The sequence below is a fragment of the Candidatus Desulfolinea nitratireducens genome (genome assembly GCF_982879505.1).
The window spans coordinates 1-4,571 of record NZ_CEYOSI010000256.1; the positions used below are offsets into that span (position 1 = coordinate 1).

3 protein-coding genes and 1 pseudogene are annotated in these 4,571 nt (G+C 50.4%); all 4 read right to left on the reverse strand.

What is annotated here, in order from left to right; all coding sequences use genetic code 11:
- A partial coding sequence (locus tag AC3DOM_RS15925) for an MFS transporter (protein ID WP_487920028.1) occupies nt 1-496 on the reverse strand: 496 nt, incomplete at its 3' end.
- 74 nt (nt 497-570) lie between these two features.
- Nucleotides 571-2,776, reverse strand: a pseudogene (locus AC3DOM_RS15930) (polyribonucleotide nucleotidyltransferase).
- 293 nt (nt 2,777-3,069) lie between these two features.
- A complete protein-coding gene (gene rpsO / locus AC3DOM_RS15935) occupies nt 3,070-3,342 on the reverse strand; it encodes a 30S ribosomal protein S15 (RefSeq protein WP_487920029.1) in 273 nt (90 codons plus the stop codon).
- Nucleotides 3,343-3,871: 529 nt separating this feature from the next.
- A partial coding sequence (locus tag AC3DOM_RS15940) for a DNA alkylation repair protein (protein WP_487920030.1) occupies nt 3,872-4,571 on the reverse strand: 700 nt, incomplete at its 5' end.

Sequence of the window (4,571 nt, forward strand, 5' to 3'; positions counted from 1 at the left end):
ATATGGCTGCAAGGATCCCGCCTATGGCTGGACCCATTGAGACTCCAACATTTTTAGCCATCCGAATCAGCGCAAAGGCTTCGAGGCGTTCGAGTTCAGGGATCAGGTCGGCGATCATGGCATCCGCGCCGATGCGGTAGAGGGGAGTGGCAGCGCCACTGAAGGCCATTAGAATCGCAAAAATGGCATAGCTATCGGCTCTCATCATGAAGAGATACATGGAGGCGTTGATCAACAGACCAAAAACCATAACCCATTTCCGTCCGAATTTATCGGTGACAGGACCCGCGACGAAGGTGAAGGCCACCCCCACTACCGCATTGATCGTCATCAATGTCGCGATCTGGGTCAGAGGCATAGCGAGGCGTTTGCTGGCGTAGATCAGAAGGAAAGGCCAGATCATGGTTGCGCCAAGCATGCTGATCAACATACCGCCGACGAGCAGCCAGAACTGTTTGGGATAACGATTGAGGGTTGCTTGCAGCTTTGTGAACATGGTTATTGAATTGTCTTGCTTATACTAAAAACGGGCGACCAATGGGCCGCCCGTTTTGGTTTCTTCTTAGGGATTTAGCGTCGGTTACTATTACGTCCGCCGCTGCGATTACCGCCGCCGCGATTTCCGCCACCTCGGTTTCCACCGCCACCACGAGGTTGGTCGTTGGCAATAGCCTCTTCAACGGTCCAGCCTTCGAGTACGGCTTTGCGTGAGAGTCTGATCTTGCCGCCCGCGTCAATATTGGTCACCATTACGGTGATCTCATCGCCAACTTTGGCAACATCTTCGACGCTGTTGATGCGGACGCTGTCCAATTGCGAGATATGAACCAATCCGTCCATATTGGGGAGGATTTCGATAAAGGCGCCAAAATCGGTCACACGGACAACGCGTCCGGTGTAGATCCGTCCAAGCTCTGCGCTCTCGGTCAGGGATTCGATCCGCTGACGTGCCATGGCTTCGGCCTCGCCATCAGTGGCCGAGATGAAGATGGTACCATCCTCTTCAATATCGAGGCGTACGCCGGTTTCATCTTGAATGGCGCGGATTGTTTTTCCGCCAGGGCCAATGATCGCGCCGATCTTGCCGACGGGGATGGTCATGGTTGTCACACGCGGAACATGTCTTTTCAATTCCGGGCGAGGAGCGTCGATCGTTTTCATCATTTCGCCCATGATATGCATACGCCCTTCATGCGATTGCGTCAGTGCTTCGGCCATCAGTTCTGCACTCAATCCGCTGACTTTTATATCCATTTGCAGGGCAGTAATGCCCTTTTCGGTGCCGGTTACTTTGAAATCCATATCACCGAGATGATCTTCGGTGCCCAAGATATCGCTCAGGATGTGGTAACGCTTACCATCAGTCACCAGGCCCATCGCTATGCCTGATACAGGCGCTTTGATCGGGACACCGGTTGCCATCAGTGAAAGCGTCGAACCACAAACGGAAGCCATCGAAGATGATCCGTTTGAATCCATGATCTCGGAGACGAGACGGATCGAGTAAGGGAAATCCTCTTTGGCGGGGATGACTGGTAATAGCGCACGTTCTGCCAATGAACCATGGCCTACTTCGCGGCGGGAGGTGCCACGCATCATGCGAACCTCGCCGGTGCAGAAGGGCGGGAAATTGTAGTGATGCATATAGCGGCGTTCTTTTTCAGGGGTCAGGTTGTCGAGCGCCTGCGCATCTCGCAATGTACCGAGGGTGGCAACGGTCAGCGCCTGGGTTTCACCGCGTGTGAAGATGGCAGAACCATGGGCACGTGGGGCTGATATCCAACTCACACCAGATCGGGCGGATATCCTTCGGGCCACGTCCGTCTGGACGCTTGCCCGCACTTAAAATACGTTCACGAACGATCTTCTTTTCTGCTGTGCCAAAGGCATTCTTGATATCTTTTTCCGCCAATTCTTTGTCTTCGGCGAGCATTGCCTCGACGGTTTGAGCTTTCAGATCATCCATGCCGCTGTAGAACTCATCTTTGCTGAGTGGCTTGGCGACCAGCTCGGTCATGGGGCCGCTAATATAATCGTAGACTTTGACTTCAAGAGCTTCATCTGTAACAGAAACGATTGGCTCATCCTTGGGCTTGCCAACTTCGGCAGCCATCCTGGATTGGGCTTCGATCAAGGGTTGGATGGATGCATGTCCCAGCTCAAGGGCTTTGACCATCACATCTTCGGGGACTTCATCTGCACCACATTCGACCATCAGGATGGCTTCTTTTGTTCCGGCCAGACGAAGGTCAAGATCGGATACTTCCATCTCGGCAAAGGTCGGGTTGATAACAAATTCCTCATTCACTCGTCCAATGCGTACTGCGCCAACAGGGCCATCCCAGGGGATATTTGAAATGGTCAATGCAGCCGAGGATGCATTGAGCGCCAAAATATCGAGGGGGTTATCATCCGCAGAAAGCGAATAGATCAAGACCTGAATATCGTTGCGCATTCCTTTTGGGAAGAGAGGCCGTAGCGGACGGTCGATGAGGCGCGATGTCAGGATGGCTTCGTTGTGGGGACGTCCCTCACGACGGAAGAAGGAACCGGGGATCCGCCCACCGGCGTACATCCGTTCCTCATAGTTTACACTCATCGGAAGGAAGTCAATTCCCTCGCGAGCTTTATCGCTCATCGTTGTGGCAGCAAAGACCATTGCTTCGTCGAGCTCTACGGTCACGGCGCCGCCAGCCTGATGTGCGAGCTTGCCTGTCTCAAATGTGACAGTACGCCCGCCCACCTCTGCGGTGTAGCGTTTAATTTCTGGTTTCATATTTTCTCCTTTTCCCGCCTGTTAGGGACTGAAAGCTGGTGATAAAAAGTTTTACCACGAAGACACAAAGTTCACAGAGCTTTTCTTTGTGGACACTAAGAGATTCTTAGTGCTCTGGGTGTCTTCATCTGCACTTGCATCGCAGGTACAAGTGTGTGGTGAGAGATTTTTCTCTCGGTTTATCGGCACCTTTCAATTCCCAACCGACGGAGCGAATATGGCAGACAGTTAGGTCTGCCTATATAAAAAAAGTAGATGGTGATGACCATCTACCCGGTCAAACTAGTAAATATTTACTTACGACGTAGGCTCAATTCGTCGGTTAGTGCAAGGTAACGACTATAATTTTCGCGTCGCATATAAGCCAATAAGCGGCGACGGCGACCAACCATTTTTAGCAGCCCAAGCCGACAGGATTCATCATACTTGTTGGTGCGCAGGTGATCGGTCAGGGCAAGAATGCGCTTGGTTAAAATTGCGATCTGGACCTCAGGTGAACCGGTGTCCTTCTCGTGCCGGTGAAACTCTTCAATTACCTTTGTTTTTGCTTCTTTTGTAATGGACATGACGTATGCTCCTAAATATATTTTTTTGCAGGTCTCCGTGACCGCAGCCGAAACCGCGAGACAGGACCAGTCATAGCGGAGCAGATTATACCAGATATGGAGGAGGTGGCAAGCGGAAAATCAAGCGTTTTTTTAGAATAACTGATCTGAAGGTGCTCAAGGTGTACTTGATTTCGCGCTACCATTTTTGCTATTATCACTGGCATTATTAATATTGTTAGGACTTACGAAATTTTATAGTCCTAGTCCCAATGCTCTGCGTTGGGGTATTGTAGACAAGCTACAACGCAGCGAGAAAAAAGGTATTTTTGCGTAAGTCCTGATTGTGATAAAGATGATCGCCTGTTATTTCAAATTTTAGAAACTACTCAAGCATGTCTTTGCGAGGCAGTTATATCGCCGGAGCAATCTCTCAGACAGTCGTGAAGACTGCCACGTCGCCTGAGCATGCTCCTCGCAGAGACGTTCCTGATGATGACTGAGTAGTAACAAAATTTATATGAAGAGAAGCCATCTTTGCTCCTTCTTTTTAATTTGCCTTCAATCCTTCTTGCAAACTGATTTGTAAATCTGTGGGGAGTGTGGGCAGGATTCGGCGTATCAGCAGGCTGGTTTTCGGGTTCTTCTTTCTTTCCAATATATTTTTGATGAAATAAGTGGTTTCAGTTGGAGAGGCCTTATAAAGTGCTCTGATAATATTTTCTATATCACCTTGCAGGAAGGTGGGCGCGGCTTCGATGATCGGGTCAATAATATCGAAAATGGAAGGCAGGTTTTCAAAGTCTTGAGCCTTTATCAGTGGTAATAAAGCCTGCAAGCCATTACTCCAGAATTGTTGACGGTAAGGATAGAGCCATTCAGTAACCAGAATTAAGAATTGATCGGGTGTTTCCTTTCGCAAGCGGGCAAGACTATTGGTTAGCAGGGATGTGCGCACGTTGGGGTCGCGTACCTTTTGTGTCCAGGCGGTTAAGCGGGCGAGGAGGCGATCCTCTTCAGGAGAAATATGGCCCAGGAGAAAGGCTGCGAGTAGACGGGTTTCAAGATAGCCTGTATCCCAGAGTTCGTCGGCAAGCTCCAGGGCCTGGTTTGCATTTTGGGAGGCCAGTGGCGATAATTCACTTTCGATCCGCTGCAGGATCTCTGTTGGGGTGCGATAGGTTGGCAGCACTGACGAGGGGGCAACAGATTTTCTTGTTCGCAGGCTGTGATTGACATAGAGATCAAGG